At 62.2% G+C, this 15817-nt stretch carries 13 protein-coding genes and 1 pseudogene; all 14 read left to right on the forward strand.

Going from position 1 to position 15817, the window contains the following annotated elements; translation table 11 throughout:
* Window positions 1–201 precede the first annotated feature (201 nt).
* Window positions 202–1824 carry a methyl-accepting chemotaxis protein gene (locus tag ACOYXI_RS24750; RefSeq protein WP_134785519.1) on the forward strand — a complete coding sequence of 541 codons (1623 nt, stop codon included), beginning with the start codon at window positions 202–204 and terminating at the stop codon, window positions 1822–1824.
* Window positions 1824–2342: a chemotaxis protein CheW gene (locus ACOYXI_RS24755; protein ID WP_461675405.1), complete on the forward strand. Its 519-nt coding sequence runs from the start codon at window positions 1824–1826 to the stop codon at window positions 2340–2342. The genes ACOYXI_RS24750 and ACOYXI_RS24755 overlap by 1 nt, the downstream gene beginning before the upstream one ends.
* Entirely contained in the window at window positions 2339–3616 is a 1278-nt protein-coding gene (locus tag ACOYXI_RS24760; RefSeq protein WP_461675406.1) for a CheR family methyltransferase, read from the forward strand. The genes ACOYXI_RS24755 and ACOYXI_RS24760 overlap by 4 nt, the downstream gene beginning before the upstream one ends.
* Window positions 3613–4308 (forward strand): chemotaxis protein CheW, encoded by a 696-nt coding sequence (locus ACOYXI_RS24765; protein ID WP_461675407.1) that lies wholly within the window; start codon window positions 3613–3615, stop codon window positions 4306–4308. The genes ACOYXI_RS24760 and ACOYXI_RS24765 overlap by 4 nt, the downstream gene beginning before the upstream one ends.
* A complete protein-coding gene (locus tag ACOYXI_RS24770) occupies window positions 4305–6593 on the forward strand; it encodes a response regulator (RefSeq protein WP_461675408.1) in 2289 nt (762 codons plus the stop codon). Before ACOYXI_RS24765 ends, ACOYXI_RS24770 begins: the two co-directional genes overlap by 4 nt.
* Window positions 6590–7600 (forward strand): chemotaxis-specific protein-glutamate methyltransferase CheB, encoded by a 1011-nt coding sequence (gene cheB, locus ACOYXI_RS24775; RefSeq protein ID WP_461675409.1) that lies wholly within the window; start codon window positions 6590–6592, stop codon window positions 7598–7600. The genes ACOYXI_RS24770 and cheB overlap by 4 nt, the downstream gene beginning before the upstream one ends.
* A 48-nt stretch (window positions 7601–7648) precedes the next feature.
* Window positions 7649–8651, forward strand: a pseudogene (locus tag ACOYXI_RS24780) (diguanylate cyclase domain-containing protein).
* Between the two features lie 226 nt (window positions 8652–8877).
* Window positions 8878–9973, forward strand: a protein-coding gene (gene prfB / locus ACOYXI_RS24785; protein WP_096795805.1) for a peptide chain release factor 2 whose coding sequence is annotated in 2 segments (ribosomal slippage) — window positions 8878–8949 and window positions 8951–9973 — 1095 coding nt in all. Because the reading frame shifts where the segments join, the coding sequence is not laid out codon by codon here.
* Window positions 9974–10085: 112 nt separating this feature from the next.
* Entirely contained in the window at window positions 10086–11588 is a 1503-nt protein-coding gene (gene lysS, locus ACOYXI_RS24790; protein WP_041063265.1) for a lysine--tRNA ligase, read from the forward strand.
* 105 nt (window positions 11589–11693) lie between these two features.
* Window positions 11694–12407: a TetR/AcrR family transcriptional regulator gene (locus tag ACOYXI_RS24795; protein ID WP_461675580.1), complete on the forward strand. Its 714-nt coding sequence runs from the start codon at window positions 11694–11696 to the stop codon at window positions 12405–12407.
* A 159-nt stretch (window positions 12408–12566) separates the two neighbouring features.
* A complete protein-coding gene (locus ACOYXI_RS24800; protein WP_461675410.1) occupies window positions 12567–13124 on the forward strand; it encodes a hypothetical protein in 558 nt (185 codons plus the stop codon).
* Between the two features lie 24 nt (window positions 13125–13148).
* Window positions 13149–14426 carry a flavohemoglobin expression-modulating QEGLA motif protein gene (locus ACOYXI_RS24805; RefSeq protein ID WP_095667407.1) on the forward strand — a complete coding sequence of 426 codons (1278 nt, stop codon included), beginning with the start codon at window positions 13149–13151 and terminating at the stop codon, window positions 14424–14426.
* A gap of 151 nt (window positions 14427–14577) precedes the next feature.
* The gene (locus tag ACOYXI_RS24810) at window positions 14578–15483 is read left to right on the forward strand and encodes an alpha/beta hydrolase (RefSeq protein WP_461675411.1); all 906 of its coding nucleotides are present in this window, start codon (window positions 14578–14580) and stop codon (window positions 15481–15483) included.
* Entirely contained in the window at window positions 15480–15809 is a 330-nt protein-coding gene (locus tag ACOYXI_RS24815) for a hypothetical protein (protein ID WP_461675412.1), read from the forward strand. Before ACOYXI_RS24810 ends, ACOYXI_RS24815 begins: the two co-directional genes overlap by 4 nt.
* The last annotated feature ends 8 nt before the right edge of the window (window positions 15810–15817 follow it).

Below are 15817 nucleotides of genomic sequence, written 5' to 3' on the forward strand. Positions count from 1 at the left end.
CGAGGGCCGCAAATGACCGATCCAGCGCCCCTTTTTGCCATTCCATCACTGGCACGCCAGCCCCGGATTGTCGGACAGTCCCACCCCAGAGCCTTCCCGCGAACCACGTCGGGCCGGCCCGAGGGTTAAAAAGCGTCTTATAAATGAAACACCGCCCTCGGCTATACTCCCCGCATTTCGACTTAGGCACGAGGAATCACTGTGAAGAACTGGACGTTACGCCAACGCATTTTGGCGAGCTTTGCGGTGATTATCGCCATCATGTTGCTGATGGTCGTCGTTTCGTATTCCCGCCTGCTGAAAATCGAAGCCAGTGAAAGCAGCGTGCGTGATGACGCCGTTCCCGGCGTCTATTACAGCTCGATGATCCGCGGCGCGTGGGTCGACAGTTATCTGCAGACCCAGGAACTGCTCGGCCTCAAGGAAGGGCAGGGCATCAGCAGCGAAGACGCGGCGGACTACAAGGCCTTCGAGACGCGCCTGCAGGAGCAGATGGCCAACTACCGCAACACCGTCACCACCGACGAGGACCGGGTCGAGTTCGCTGCGTTCGAGAAGGATCACGACAACTACATGCAGATCCAGGATCAGGTGCTCGACTTGCACAAGCGCAACCTGGAAGCCGACGCGGTCAAGCTGTTCACCGAGAAGCTGACCCCGGCCTGGTACACCGGCCGCATGAAACTCAACGACATCATCGGCGAAAACAAACGGGTCGCTGATCAGGCCATGGCCAACATCGACGAAGCCGTGGCGGCGGCCAAGGTCAGCATGTTCGTCTCGCTGCTGGTGGCCGTGCTCGCAGCCGGGGCCTGCGGTCTGTTGCTGATGCGCGCGATCATGGCGCCGATGAACCGCATCGTGAAGATTCTCGAAATCATGCGTACCGGTGACCTGAGCAGCCGTCTGAACCTCGATCGCAAGGACGAGTTCGGCGCGGTGGAAACCGGCTTCAACGACATGATGACCGAGCTGACTTCGCTGGTGTCCCAGGCCCAACGCTCCTCGGTGCAGGTGACCACTTCGGTGACCGAAATTGCCGCCACCTCCAAGCAGCAACAGGCCACCGCCACCGAAACCGCGGCCACCACCACCGAAATCGGCGCGACCTCACGTGAAATCGCCGCCACCTCGCGGGATCTGGTGCGCACCATGACCGAAGTGTCCACCGCCGCCGATCAGGCCTCGGTACTCGCCGGTTCCGGCCAGCAAGGCCTGGCGCGCATGGAAGACACCATGCACTCGGTGATGGGCGCGGCCGATCTGGTCAATGCCAAACTGGCGATCCTCAACGAGAAGGCCGGCAACATCAATCAGGTGGTGGTGACCATCGTCAAGGTCGCCGACCAGACCAACCTGCTGTCGCTCAACGCTGCCATCGAGGCAGAGAAGGCCGGCGAGTACGGGCGTGGTTTTGCCGTGGTCGCCACCGAAGTACGGCGTCTGGCGGATCAGACCGCCGTCGCCACTTACGACATTGAGCAGATGGTCCGCGAGATCCAGTCGGCGGTGTCTGCTGGCGTGATGGGCATGGACAAGTTCTCCGAAGAAGTGCGCCGGGGCATGGCCGAAGTGCAGCAGGTCGGCGAGCAGCTGTCGCAGATCATCCATCAGGTGCAGGCGCTGGCGCCGCGGGTGTTGATGGTCAACGAAGGCATGCAGGCCCAGGCCACCGGTGCCGAACAGATCAACCATGCGCTGGTGCAGTTGGGCGACGCCAGCAGCCAGACCGTCGAGTCGCTGCGTCAGGCCAGTTTCGCCATCGACGAACTGAGCCAGGTGGCCGTCGGGCTGCGCAGCGGCGTTTCGCGATTCAAAGTCTGATGAGCGAAATCACCGCCAAACGCAGCGCTGCGCCGGTGGCGAAGCAGGCGTTGTTCCTGCTGTTTCGCATCGGCAGCGAGCGTTACGCCTTGCGCGCCACCGAGGTGGCGGAAGTGTTGCCGCGCCTGCCGTTGAAGCCGATTGCCCAAGCGCCGAACTGGGTCGCCGGGGTGTTCGCCTACCGCGGTGCGGTGGTACCGGCCATCGACCTCAGCGCGCTGACTTTCGGCCATCCCGCCGAGGCGCGCACCAGTACGCGGCTGGTGCTGGTGCATTACCGTCCGGATGAACGGCAGCCGTCGCGCTGGCTCGGGCTGATCCTTGAGCAGGCGACCGACACCCTGCGCTGCAACCCCGAGGATTTCCAGCCGTATGGCCTGGACAATCGTCAGGCGCCGTACCTCGGCCCGGTGCGCGAAGATGCCCAGGGGCTGGTGCAATGGGTGCGGGTCAACGACTTGCTGGATGACGCGGTGCGCAGCCTGCTGTTTCCGGCGCCGCTTGGGGCGCAGTCATGAGCAGCGACCAGCGTTTTTTCGATTTCCTCAAGGAACGCATCGGCCTGGATGTCACCTCGGTGGGGCCGGCGATCATCGAGCGCGCGGTGCGCCAACGCATCACGCTCTCGCAAGCGGCGCACAGCGATGAATACTGGCAACTGCTGCAGGGTTCGCGCGACGAACAGCAGGCGTTGATCGAAGCGGTGATCGTCCCCGAAACCTGGTTTTTCCGTTATCCGGAATCCTTCGCCACCCTCGGCAAGCTGGCGCGCAAGCGGCTGGACGAATTGAACAACATGCGCGCGCTGCGCATCCTCAGCCTGCCGTGCTCGACCGGCGAAGAACCCTATTCGATTGCCATGGCCTTGCTCGATGCCGGGCTCAAGCCGCATCAGTTCAAGGTCGACGGCATGGACGTCAGCCCGCTGTCGGTGGACAAGGCGCGGCGGGCTCTTTACGGCAAGAACTCGTTTCGGGGGCAGGATCTGGATTTTCGCGAGCGTCATTTCACCGCCGAGCAGGACGGCCATCGGGTCAGCGAAGCGGTGCGTGAGCAGGTGCGCCTGCAGGCCGGCAATGTGCTGGATCCGACGCTGCTGGCGGGTGAGCCGCCGTTCGATTTCGTGTTCTGCCGCAACCTGTTGATCTATTTCGACCAGCCGACCCAGAAGCAAGTCTTCGAAGTGCTCAAGCGTCTGACGCACGTTGATGGCGTGTTGTTCATCGGCCCGGCCGAGGGCAGTCTGCTCGGGCGCCTGGGCATGCGCTCGATCGGCATCCCGCAGTCGTTTGCCTTCAGTCGACACGCTGAACCCATGCCCGAACCTGTGGCATTGCCGACCCCGACCCCTTTGCCGGTGCGCCAACCGCTGCGCAGTCCGCCGCCAGTATCGCCGCCGGTGCGTCCGCGGCCGTTTGCCAGCGTTGCACCGTTGCCCGTCAACAGCAAAAGCGCCAACCCGGACGCGGCGACCTTGCTCGCCAACATCGCCGCGCTGGCCAACGAAGGCAAAAGCGCCGAGGCCCGTGCGGCGTGCGAGCAATACCTGCGCAGCCACGAACCGGTGGCGCAGGTGTTCTACTGGCTCGGCCTGCTCAGCGACGTGGCCGGCGCCGCGCTCGAAGCCCAGAGTCATTACCGCAAGGCCTTGTACCTTGAACCGCAACACCCCGAAGCGTTGATGCATCTGGCCGCGTTGCTGCAGGCCCAGGGTGACAGCGCCGGTGCCAGACGATTGCAGGAACGCGCCGCCCGCAGCGGCCGCACCGCCGACAGTGAGCGTAAACGATGATCCCGTCCGACACCTTGAACGTCACCCACGAAGACGCCCGGGCCATCGATGATTGCTGGAACCGTATCGGTATTCATGGCGACAAGTCGTGCCCGTTGCTGGCCGAGCATATTCATTGCCGTAACTGCGCGGTGTATTCCGCCGCCGCCACGCGCCTGCTTGACCGCTATGCGTTGCAGCAGGACGAGCGCGACCCGGTTGCCATCGCGGTTGAAACCGACGTCAAAACCCGTTCGTTGCTGATGTTTCGCCTCGGCGAAGAATGGCTGGGACTGGCCACCCGCAGCCTGGTGGAGGTAGCGCCGCTGCAGGCGATTCACTCGTTGCCGCACCAGCGTTCGCGGGCCTTGCTCGGCGTGGCGAACGTGCGCGGCGCGCTGGTCGCGTGCCTGTCGCTGGTCGAGTTGCTCGACCTTGATGGCAACGCCGCACCAGCCACCGGCGCGCGGATCATGCCGCGCATGCTGATCATCGCCGCCCACGGCGGACCGGTGGTGGTGCCGGTGGACGAGGTCGACGGCATCCACGCCATCGATGAAAAAATTCTCGACGCCGCGTCGCGTGCCGGCGGTGAGCACAACAGCACGGCCAGCGCCAAATACACCCGTGGTGTCCTGCAATTCCGGGGGCGCAGCCTGCGTTGGCTGGATGAAGAACAGCTGCTGTCCGCCGTGACCCGGAGCCTCACATGACCCCCGAGCAAATGCGCGACGCCTCGCTGCTGGAGCTGTTCAGCCTGGAAGCCGAAGCCCAGACACAGGTGCTCAGCAGCGGGCTGCTGGCGCTGGAGCGCAACCCGACTCAGGCCGACTATCTGGAATCGTGCATGCGTGCGGCGCACTCGCTCAAGGGCGCGGCGCGGATCGTCGGCATCGACAGCGGTGTCAGCGTCGCCCATGTGATGGAAGATTGCCTGGTCAGCGCGCAGGAGGGGCGGCTGTTGCTGCGGCCCGAGCACATCGATGCGTTGTTGCAGGGCACCGATCTGTTGATGCGCATCGCCACGCCGGCCAATGCTCCGCAAGCGCCGGACATCGAAGCGTATGTGGCGTTGATGGGACTCCTGCTCGACCCTTCGGCAGCGCCCGCAGTGGCGCCGCTGCCCATGGCCGAATTGCAGATGCAGGCGCCGCCGCCTGCGCCGATTGAAACCCCGGCGCCATCGATCGATACAGCGCTGGAAACCTCCGACCCGGCACCGCGCAAGAACAAGCGCACCACCGAGGGCGGCGAGCGCGTGCTGCGGGTCACCGCCGAACGCCTGAACAGCCTGCTCGACCTGTCGAGTAAATCGCTGGTCGAAACCCAGCGCCTCAAGCCGCATCTGGCGACCATGCAGCGCCTCAGGCGCATGCAGAACAACGGCCTGCGGGCGCTGGAAAGTCTCAATGTGCACCTCAAGGAACATGCGCTGAGCCTTGAGGCCCAGGAAGCCCTCGAAGATGCGCGGCGCCTGCTGGCCGAATCCCAGCAATTGCTCGCGGAAAAGAACGCCGAGCTCGACGAGTTCGCCTGGCAAGCCAGCCAGCGCGCCCAGGTGCTCTACGACACTGCGCTGGCCTGCCGCATGCGCCCGTTCGCCGACGTGCTCACCGGTCAGGTGCGCATGGTTCGAGACCTGGGGCGCAGCCTCGGCAAACAGGTGCGGCTGGAGATCGAAGGCGAGAAGACCCAGGTCGACCGCGACGTACTGGAAAAACTCGAAGCGCCGCTGACTCACTTGCTGCGCAACGCGGTTGACCACGGTATCGAAACCCCGGAACAACGCTTGCTCAAGGGTAAGTCCGAAGAAGGCCTGATCCGCCTGCGTGCCTCGCATCAGGCCGGTTTGCTGGTGCTGGAATTGAGCGATGATGGCAATGGCGTCGATCTGGAAAAGGTCCGCCGCAGCATCGTTGAACGCCAATTGTCACCGGCAGAAACTGCCGCGCAGTTGAGCGAAGAAGAACTGCTGACCTTCCTGTTCTTGCCGGGTTTCAGCCTGCGCGACACGGTGACCGAAGTGTCCGGGCGTGGCGTCGGTCTTGATGCGGTGCAGCACATGGTGCGGCAACTGCGCGGCGCGGTGGTGCTGGAGCAGACGGCGGGCGAGGGCAGCCGCTTTCATCTGGAAGTGCCGCTGACCCTGTCGGTGGTGCGCAGTCTGGTGGTCGAAGTCGGCGAGGAGGCTTATGCGTTTCCGCTGGCGCATATCGAACGCATGTGCGATCTGGAGCCACAGGACATCGTGCAGATCGAGGGCCGTCAGCATTTCTGGCACGAAGGTCGGCATGTCGGGCTGGTCGCGGCCAGCCAGTTGCTGAATCGTCCGGCCAGTCAGAGCAGCGGCGAAACCCTCAAGGTCGTGGTGATCCGCGAGCGTGACGCAATCTACGGCGTGGCGGTGGAGCGGTTTGTCGGCGAGCGCACGCTGGTGGTGCTGCCGCTGGATGAGCGACTGGGCAAGGTTCAGGATATTTCCGCCGGGGCGCTGCTCGACGACGGTTCGGTGGTGCTGATCGTCGATGTCGAAGACATGCTGCGCTCGGTGGACAAACTGCTCAACACCGGGCGTCTGGAGCGCATTGCCCGCCATGGCAATCAGGCCGCCGAAGTGGCGCGCAAACGGATTCTGGTGGTCGATGACTCGCTGACCGTGCGCGAGTTGCAACGCAAGTTGCTGCTCAATCGCGGCTATGACGTGGCGGTCGCGGTGGACGGCATGGACGGCTGGAACGCGCTGCGTTCGGAGGACTTCGATTTGCTGATCACCGACATCGACATGCCGCGCATGGATGGCATCGAACTGGTCACCCTGTTGCGCCGCGACAACCGCCTGCAATCGCTGCCGGTGATGGTGGTCTCGTACAAGGATCGTGAAGAGGACCGGCGTCGTGGACTGGACGCTGGCGCCGACTATTATTTAGCCAAGGCCAGTTTTCATGACGACGCCCTGCTTGATGCAGTGGTTGAGCTCATTGGAGGAGCGCGGGCATGAAAATCGCAATCGTCAACGACATGCCCCTGGCGGTGGAGGCTTTGCGCCGCGCGCTGGCCTTCGAGCCGGCGCATCAGGTGGTCTGGGTCGCCAACAACGGCGCCGAGGCGGTGCGGTTGTGCGCCGAAAACACCCCGGATCTGATCCTGATGGACCTGATCATGCCGGTCATGGATGGCGTCGAAGCCACGCGACGGATCATGGCCGAAACCCCGTGCGCGATCGTTATCGTCACGGTCGACCGTCAGCAAAACGTGCACCGGGTTTTTGAAGCCATGGGCCACGGCGCGCTGGACGTGGTCGATACCCCGGCCATTGGTGCGGGGAACGCGCAGGAAGCGGCGGCGCCGTTGCTGCGCAAGATCCTCAACATCGGCTGGCTGATCGGCGAGAAAACCCCGCGCTCGCGTCCGGTGCCGACGCCTCACCGCAGTTCGGCGTCGTGCAAGCGGCTGGTGGCGATCGGCTCGTCTGCCGGCGGACCGGCCGCGCTGGAAGTCCTGCTCAAGGGCCTGCCACGCCATTTCTCGGCCGCCATCGTGCTGGTGCAGCACGTGGATCAGGTGTTTGCCGCGGGCATGGCCGAATGGCTGGCCAGCGCCAGTGGCCTCGATGTACGCCTGGCCCGCGAGGACGAGCCACCGCAGGCCGGCGCGGTGCTGCTGGCCGGCACCAACCACCATATTCGTTTATTGAAAAACGGCACGCTGGCCTACACCGCCGAGCCGGTCAACGAGATCTACCGGCCTTCGATCGACGTGTTTTTCGAAAGTGTCGCCAGCTATTGGAACGGCGATGCCGTCGGGGTTTTATTGACCGGGATGGGACGCGACGGGGCGCAAGGGCTTAAGCTCATGCGCCAGCAGGGTTATCTGACCATCGCGCAGGACCAGCAAAGCAGTGCGGTGTACGGCATGCCCAAGGCAGCAGCGGCGATCGATGCGGCCGTCGAAATCCGTCCACTGGAAAAGATAGCGCCACGATTGCTGGAGGTTTTCCCCAAATGAACAGGCTATTCCGCAATCCTGGCCCCCGCAGTACTCAGGTGACCGCCCATGAATGATTTACAGATCGACGACATTAAAACCGACGAAAACGCCGCCATGGTGTTGTTGGTGGACGATCAGGCGATGATCGGCGAAGCCGTGCGCCGTGGGCTGTCGAATGAAGAGAACATCGACTTCCACTTCTGCTCCGATCCGCACCAGGCCATCGCCCAGGCGGTACGGATTAAGCCGACGGTGATTCTGCAGGACCTGGTGATGCCCGGCCTCGACGGCCTGAGCCTGGTGCGCGAATACCGCAATCATCCGGCGACCAAGGACATCCCGATCATCGTGCTGTCGACCAAGGAAGACCCGCTGATCAAGAGCGCGGCGTTCTCGGCCGGGGCCAACGACTATCTGGTGAAACTGCCGGACACCATCGAGCTGGTGGCGCGCATCCGCTATCACTCGCGCTCCTACATGACCCTGCTGCAGCGCGATGCGGCGTACCGTGCGTTGCGCGTCAGCCAGCAGCAATTGCTCGACACCAACCTGGTGCTGCAACGGCTGATGAACTCCGATGGGCTGACCGGGCTGTCCAACCGCCGGCACTTCGACGAGTACCTGGAGCTGGAATGGCGCCGGTCGTTGCGGGAACAGAGCCAGTTGTCGTTGCTGATGATCGACGTCGATTACTTCAAGTCCTACAACGACAGCTTCGGCCACGTTGAAGGCGATGAGGCGCTGCGCAAGGTCGCCACGGCGATCCGCGACGCCAGCGCCCGACCGTCGGACCTGCCGGCCCGCTACGGCGGTGAAGAGTTCGCGCTGGTGCTGCCGAACACCTCGCCGGGCGGCGCACGACTGGTGGCAGAGAAACTGCGCCAGACCGTGGCGGCGCTGAAGATTCCGCACAACACCCCGGGCGACGGGGCGAGCCTGACCATCAGCATCGGTCTGGCGACCATGGTGCCGCAGGCGGGCAGCGATTGCCGGCTGCTCGATTTCGGCGGCGGATCGTGGGTTGTACCTGGCGAAGAACAACGGGCGTAATCAGGTGGGTATCGAATAGGTTCGCAATCCCCCTGTGGGAGCGGGCTTGCTCGCGAATGCGGAGTATCAGTCGACATCGATGCTTAATGACACACCGCCTTCGCGAGCAAGCCCGCTCCCACAAGGGATCTGCGTCAGGCCATGTCAAGTGAATCGCCTCAACACCCGCCAGACGGGCTGCCGTGACAGCGTGATTACGTTATACTCGCCGGCTTTCAAAAGTTCGCCAACGAGTGCTGCCCGTCATGGAAATCAACCCGATCCTGAACACCATCAAGGACCTGTCCGAGCGCTCCGAAACTATTCGGGGGTATCTTTGACTACGATCAAAAGCATGAGCGTCTGATCGAAGTCAATCGCGAGCTTGAAGATCCTGCAGTCTGGAACAAACCTGAATACGCCCAGGAACTGGGCCGCGAGCGAGCATCGCTGGCGCAGATCGTCGACACCCTGGATGAGCTGTCCAGTGGTCTGGCCGATTCCCGCGAGCTGCTCGACATGGCCGTTGAAGAAAACGACGAAGGCGCGGTAAACGACGTCGTTGAACTGCTTCAAGGGCTTGAAGAGTCACTGGCCAAGCTTGAATTCCGCCGCATGTTCAGCCACGAGATGGACCCGAACAACGCCTACCTGGACATCCAGGCCGGCTCCGGCGGCACCGAGGCCCAGGACTGGGCCAACATCCTGCTGCGCATGTACCTGCGCTGGGCGGACAAACGCGGTTTCGACGCGACCATCATGGAACTGTCGGCCGGTGAAGTCGCCGGTATCAAAGGCGCGACCGTGCACATCAAGGGCGAATACGCCTTTGGCTGGCTGCGTACCGAGATCGGCGTGCATCGCTTGGTGCGCAAGAGCCCGTTCGACTCCGGCAACCGTCGCCACACCTCGTTCTCTGCGGTTTTCGTCTCGCCAGAGATCGACGACAAGGTCGAAATCGAAATCAACCCGGCAGACCTGCGGATCGACACCTATCGTTCCTCCGGTGCCGGTGGTCAGCACGTAAACACCACCGACTCGGCCGTACGTATTACTCACGTACCGACCAACACCGTGGTCAGCTGCCAGAACGAGCGTTCCCAGCACGCCAACAAGGACACCGCCATGAAAATGCTGCGGGCCAAGTTGTACGAGCAGGAAATGCAGAAGCGCAACGCCGCTTCCCAGGCGCTGGAAGACACCAAGTCGGACATCGGCTGGGGTCATCAGATCCGTTCGTACGTGCTCGACGCGTCGCGGATCAAGGACTTGCGCACCAACATTGAACGCAGCGACTGCGACAAGGTGCTCGACGGCGACATCGACGAATACCTGGAAGCCAGCCTGAAGTCGGGGCTGTAAAAGACGCACGCAGGGTCGCTGATGCAACGCGATCCCTGTAGGAGCCAGCCCTGCTGGCGATTCCCGGGCCGCCAGGTCCGGGGGCAACGAACCTGATGGAATATCTGAAGACATGAGCGACCAACAACTCGACCCGCAAGCCCTGCAACAGGAAGAAAACTCCCTGATCGCCCTGCGCAAGGAAAAGCTGGCTGCCGAGCGCGCCAAGGGCAACGCCTTCCCGAACGACTTCCGCCGCGAAAACTACTGCGAAGATCTGCAGAAGAAATACGCGGACAAGACCAAGGAAGAGCTGGCCGAGGCTGCAATCCCGGTCAAGGTTGCCGGTCGCATCATGCTCAACCGTGGCTCGTTCATGGTGATCCAGGACATGACCGGTCGCATCCAGGTCTACGTCAACCGTAAAACCCTGTCCGAAGACACCCTGGCCGCCGTCAAGACCTGGGACATGGGCGACATCATTGCCGCCGAAGGCACCCTGGCGCGTTCCGGCAAGGGCGACCTGTACGTCGAAATGACCAACGTGCGCCTGCTGACCAAGTCGCTGCGCCCGCTGCCGGACAAGCACCACGGCCTGACCGACACCGAACAGCGCTACCGTCAGCGTTACGTCGACCTGATCGTCAACGAAGAAGTGCGCCAGACCTTCCGCGTGCGTTCGCAAGTGATCGCGCACATCCGCAGCTTCCTGATGAAGCGCGACTTCCTCGAAGTCGAAACGCCGATGCTGCAGACCATTCCTGGCGGCGCCGCAGCCAAGCCGTTCGAAACCCACCACAATGCGCTGGACATGGAAATGTTCCTGCGTATCGCGCCTGAGCTGTATCTGAAGCGTCTGGTGGTTGGCGGTTTCGAGAAAGTGTTCGAGATCAACCGCAACTTCCGTAACGAAGGCGTTTCGACGCGTCACAACCCTGAATTCACCATGCTGGAGTTCTACCAGGCTTACGCCGACTACGAAGACAACATGGACCTGACCGAAGAACTGTTCCGTGAACTGGCACAGCTGGTGCTGGGCAGCACCGACGTGCCGTACGGCGACAAGGTGTTCCACTTCGGCGAGCCGTTTGCCCGTTTGTCGGTGTTCGACTCGATCCTCAAGTACAACCCTGAGCTGACTGCCGATGACCTGAACGACATCGACAAGGCGCGCGCCATCGCCAAGAAGGCCGGCGCCAAGGTGCTGGGCTTCGAAGGTCTGGGCAAGCTGCAGGTGATGATTTTCGAAGAACTGGTCGAGCACAAGCTGGAGCAGCCGCACTTCATCACTCAGTACCCGTTCGAAGTGTCGCCGCTGGCCCGTCGTAACGACGAGAACCCGAACGTCACCGACCGTTTCGAGCTGTTCATCGGCGGCCGTGAAATCGCCAACGCCTACTCCGAGTTGAACGACGCGGAAGACCAGGCCGAGCGCTTCATGGCGCAGGTGGCCGACAAGGACGCCGGCGACGACGAAGCCATGCACTACGACGCCGATTTCGTGCGCGCGCTGGAGTACGGCATGCCGCCAACGGCCGGTGAAGGTATCGGCATCGACCGCCTGGTGATGTTGCTGACCAACTCGCCGTCGATCCGCGATGTGATCCTGTTCCCGCACATGCGACCGCAAGCGTAAACGTTTCAGTTAAAAAGCCGCCTAAAACAGGCGGCTTTTTATTGCCTGTCTGGTACAAATGTATCAATTGGTTAATTTTGCAATAGCAGAGGAAGTCCAGTCGTGATGGTTGCAATCGCTCAAGAAGGTGCAGCGGGTATCGCCACTGCGGTCGCTGAAAGTGTTCAGTACCAGGGCCGCAAGGCCAGCCGACAGGGCAGTGAGCAGCGTCGACAGGACATTCTCGACGCGGCGATGCGCATTGTCGTGCGTGACGGCGTGCGCGCCGTGCGCCACCGTGCGGTGGCGGCCGAGGCCGGTGTGCCGCTGTCGGCCACCACCTATTACTTCAAGGATATCGATGACCTGCTCACCGATACCTTCGCCCAATACGTCGAACGCAGCGCGGCCTACATGGCCAAGCTGTGGATCAACAACGAAGGCCTGCTGCGCGAGATGGTCGTCAGGGGCGACGGTAGCCCCGAGTCGCGCTCGCAACTGGCGGACGACATCGCGCGGCTGATGGCCGACTATGTGCACCGGCAATTGGTCAATCGCCGCGAACACCTGATGGCCGAGCAGGCGTTCCGCCAGGAAGCGCTGCTCAACCCGCGGCTGGCGGATCTGGTGCGCTCGCATCAGCAGATTCTGCTGCAGGGCACCTGCCAGTTGTTCCAGGTGCTGGGCTCGCGTGAACCGCAGCAAGATGCCAAGGTGTTGACGGCGATTATCGGACGGATGGAATATCAGGGCCTGCTCAACGACGCCGAGCCTTTGGCCGAACAGGACATGCTCGGGATTCTGACGCGGTACATGCATCTGGTCCTCGCCTCGGTCTGACAGCTGATGGAAATCCCCTGTGGGAGCGGGCTTGCTCGCGAATGCGGTATCACATTCAACGATTCAGTTGACTGACCCACCGCCTTCGCGAGCAAGCCCGCTCCCACAAGGGGACTGAGCCGGATCATCAGGGCGACGCGTGTTCATAGGGAGTATTGAATGAAAGCCTGGCGTGGCGTGCTGATCGCCCTGTCGTTCCTGCTGCTCAGTGGCTGTCTGGTGACCTTCAAGGATCCGCTGCCTGCCAGTGACCCGGTGCCCAAGGGCCTGCTGGGCAAGTGGTCGAGCACCAATGCCTGGGGCGAGCCGATGAACCTTGAGCTGACCCGCGTCGGCAACGATCGCTATCAGGCCATCACCTGGTTCAAGGCCCGGCCTCACGAGCGCGAGGCGTTCCCGTTCACCGTGTCGCGCCATGGCAGTCGCTGGTACCTGTCGGCGAAAGTGCCGGCGCGTTACGGTGGCCAATACACCATCGCCGGGTTCGAACTCACCGACAAACACGAGCTGGTGGTGTACAACCTCGACCTCGAACAGATCAATCAGGCGATCAAACAGCAAACCCTCGACGGCAAGGCTTTCCAGACCGAGGACGATGGCGACGGCGTGCAAGTCGACAGTAGCCTCGACAAGGTCTTTGCTTACCTCGACGATCCGGCCAATTCCGATGTATTCGTCGAGGCCGCGCGCTATCAGCGCCAGGCCCGCGCCAAATAATTCAGTTTTCTACAGGAGTTTCGGGTGGACGATTACCAGCAGACGATACGCACGCTGTCCGATCGCATTGTGCTGGCGCAGACGCCGATCCGCGTGCTCGATGCGGTGAAGTGGGACGAGAACATCCGCAAGGGCTTTCTCAAGGCCAAGGGCAAGGAAATGCCGGCGGTGGATCGCGACTACTACCTCAATCGGCCGCTGTCCTTCGATTCGAGCAAGGTCAAACTGGAATTCCAGAACATCGAGCGCGACATCACCCGCCAGCTCGGCCAGTTCAACCCGGTCGGGCAGATCATGCGGCGCATGTGCAAGGAATACCGCATGGTGGTGCGCATGCTCGAAGCGCGCGGCACCGAGGATTTCGGCCTGATCTCCCAGGAACTCTACGGCGCCGCCTCCGATGCGTTCCACGCCGGCGACCCGACCCTGGCCGACCTCGGCCTGATGATGTCCGACTACCTGAACAACATTGATGGCCGTGGCGACCTGAAGGACGAGCCGAAGGTCCTCACCGCCAAGGATGCCGTTCACCTGCTGCAAACCCGGTTGAACAAGGTGTTCGGCGAGGCCGAGGAAACCATCCGCGTGTTCGAGTCCGACGGCATCGTCGCCGACGCGGCGGCAGGCGCCGACTACATCAAGATCCGCACCGACGCGCTGTTCAACGACCGCGACGTGCGTGCACTGGAAGTCCACGAAGGTCTGGTGCACGTCGGCACCACGCTCAATGGCTTGAACCAGCCGATCTGCACCTTCCTGTCCAAAGGCCCACCGTCGTCGACGGTGACCCAGGAAGGCCTGGCGATCTTGATGGAAATCATCACCTTCGCCTCCTACCCGAGTCGCCTGCGCAAACTGACCAACCGCACCCGCGCCATTCACATGGTCGAGGAGGGCGCGGACTTTTTGCAGGTGTTCGAGTTCTTCCGCGAGCAGGGCTTTGAAATGGCCGAAAGCTATGGCAACGCCAGCCGGGTGTTCCGTGGTTCGACCCCGACCGGTCTGCCATTCACCAAAGACTTGTCCTATCTCAAGGGCTTTATCATGGTTTACAACTACATTCAGTTGGCCGTGCGTAAGGGCAAGCTTGAGCAAGTGCCGCTGCTGTTCTGCGGCAAGACCACCCTGGAAGACATGCGTACCCTGCGTCAGTTGGTCGATGAAGGTCTGGTGGTGCCGCCGAAATATTTGCCGGAACAGTTCCGTGACATGAACGCGCTGTCGGCGTGGATGTGCTTCTCCAACTTCCTCAATCACTTGAGCCTGGACCGGATCGAGGCGGATTACTCCAACATCCTCTGAACCACACACAAACCCCTTGTAGGAGTGAGCCTGCTCGCGATAGCAGTGTGTCAATCAACATAAATATCGACTGGCACACCGCTATCGCGAGCAGGCTCACTCCTACAGTTTTTGACTGTATTCCAATTCGAATTCTGCGAGGTTTCACCGGATGAGAATCCTCGGCATCCTTTGCCTGCTCCTGACCCTCAGTGGTTGCAGTTCGTTGTTGTTTTACCCCGAGCCGGGCCAGATCTTCACCCCGGAAAAAGCCAAGCTCGAATACCGCACCGTCACATTGGTCACGACGGATGGCTTGAAGCTGAACGCCTGGTGGCTACCAGCCAAACCTGGCGTTGAAGTCAAAGGCACAGTCCTGCACCTGCACGGCAACGGCGGCAACCTGCCGATGCACCTCGGCGGCAGTTGGTGGTTGCCGAAAAACGGCTATCAGGTGCTGCTGGTGGACTATCGCGGGTATGGCTTGTCCGAGGGCAAGCCGAGCCTGCCGGCGATCTATCAGGACATCGACGCCGCGTTCGCCTGGCTCGACAAGGCGCCAGAGGTCAAAGGCAAACCGCTGATCCTCCTAGGCCAGAGCCTCGGCGGCTCGATGGCCGTGCATTGGCTGGTGCAGCACCCGGAGCGGCAGAAGCAACTCAAGGCCTTCGTGCTCGACGGTGTGCCCGCCAGTTATCGCAGCGTCGGCCAGTACGCCCTCAGCACTTCATGGCTGACCTGGCCGTTTCAGGTGCCGCTGTCGTGGCTGGTGCCGGACGGCGACAGCGCGATCAACTCGATGCCGCAGCTCACGGGCGTGCCGAAACTGATCTTTCACAGCATCGATGACCCGCTGGTGCCGATGGCCAACGCCATCCGCCTGTATCAGGCTGCGCCGCCACCGCGCGTGCTGCAGCTGACCCGCGGCGGCCACGTGCAGACCTTCGGCGACCCTGTCTGGCGCCAGGTGATGCTGCGCTATCTGGAAGATCCCGAACATTTCAACGGCCTGCGCCGCCTCGGCGAGATCCCGAACTACCCGCAAGCCCCGAATTCTGAAGATGAGAGTCCGCAATGACTGAAGAACGTAACGCCATCCCGCTGATCATCACCGGTATCTGCAGCATCCTCGGCACCGTCGGGGCGCTGTGGTACTACGGTTACCTGCACTTCGCCAAACCCGAGGATGCGCTGCTGCTCAACGAATTCACCATGCTCAAGACCGTGCCGGGCGAAGACTACAAAGTCTCACTGGACCCGGCGCCGCAAATGGCGCAGTGCATCGATGGCGTGCTGGTGCTGTTCGACACCGAGCAGAAAGGCCTGACCGGGGTGCTGATCAATGCGCAGAAAAAAGCCGTGCGCTGCATGGGTGAAGAGACTCCGCAGAAGCTGGAGGAGTGATTCTGCAG

The sequence above is a fragment of the Pseudomonas sp. G3-19 genome, from assembly GCF_054855875.1.